The organism is Bifidobacterium sp. UBA6881, assembly GCA_002451435.1.
Classification (GTDB): Bacteria; Actinomycetota; Actinomycetes; order Actinomycetales; family Bifidobacteriaceae; genus Bifidobacterium.
In genome coordinates this window covers 1-557 of sequence record DKCF01000097.1, presented here as the reverse complement: position 1 = coordinate 557, position 557 = coordinate 1, and the positions used below count along the sequence as shown (strand labels likewise).

General features: G+C 57.1%; 1 protein-coding gene. It reads right to left on the bottom strand.

Features of this window, described 5'->3' with window-relative positions; genetic code table 11:
- Nucleotides 1-106: 106 nt before the first annotated feature.
- Nucleotides 107-557: TetR/AcrR family transcriptional regulator (locus tag B3C64_RS07580; RefSeq protein WP_291534867.1), on the bottom strand; the 451-nt coding region annotated here is incomplete at its 5' end.

The following is a 557-nucleotide window of genomic DNA, read 5'->3' as shown; positions in this document are numbered from 1 at the left end:
GTTATTAGATATAAGAACTATATAACTTCCTGCTCAGAACGTCAAATACCGCAGTATTTGAGGCGTTTCTTAACTAACGTTTATTAGATATGCGTCACGAGACGGCTTAGCGATATCCGTCCCACACCGGCGAGGGGAAGATCATCCGTTCGAACACCAACCACTCGTCGTACAGATCGATCGGCGGCCTGCGCATCCACCGCAGCTGGACGCCGTCCATCGCCTCGATGCATTGCCGCACGATCGGCCGCATATGGTCCCATCCGCCGATCTGCGGCGGCAGGCTCCACGCGAATCGCGAATAGTGCTCCCATGTTAGATCCGGTCGGTCTTCGAAATAGTCGTGCAGCGGATGATCGGCGCTGAACGATTCGGTCTCCAGCACCATGTACAGCTGCACCAGACTGCGGCGTTGCGCGTTATAACGGACCAGGAACCGCAGATAGGCGGGGAACAGCATGCCGTCCTGATCGCTGCCGGGCAATCCCGACTTGGCGAAGTCGGCGGGCGTGCCCTGCTGGTCGTAATCATCGGTAACCAGCAGCGACAACAGCCGT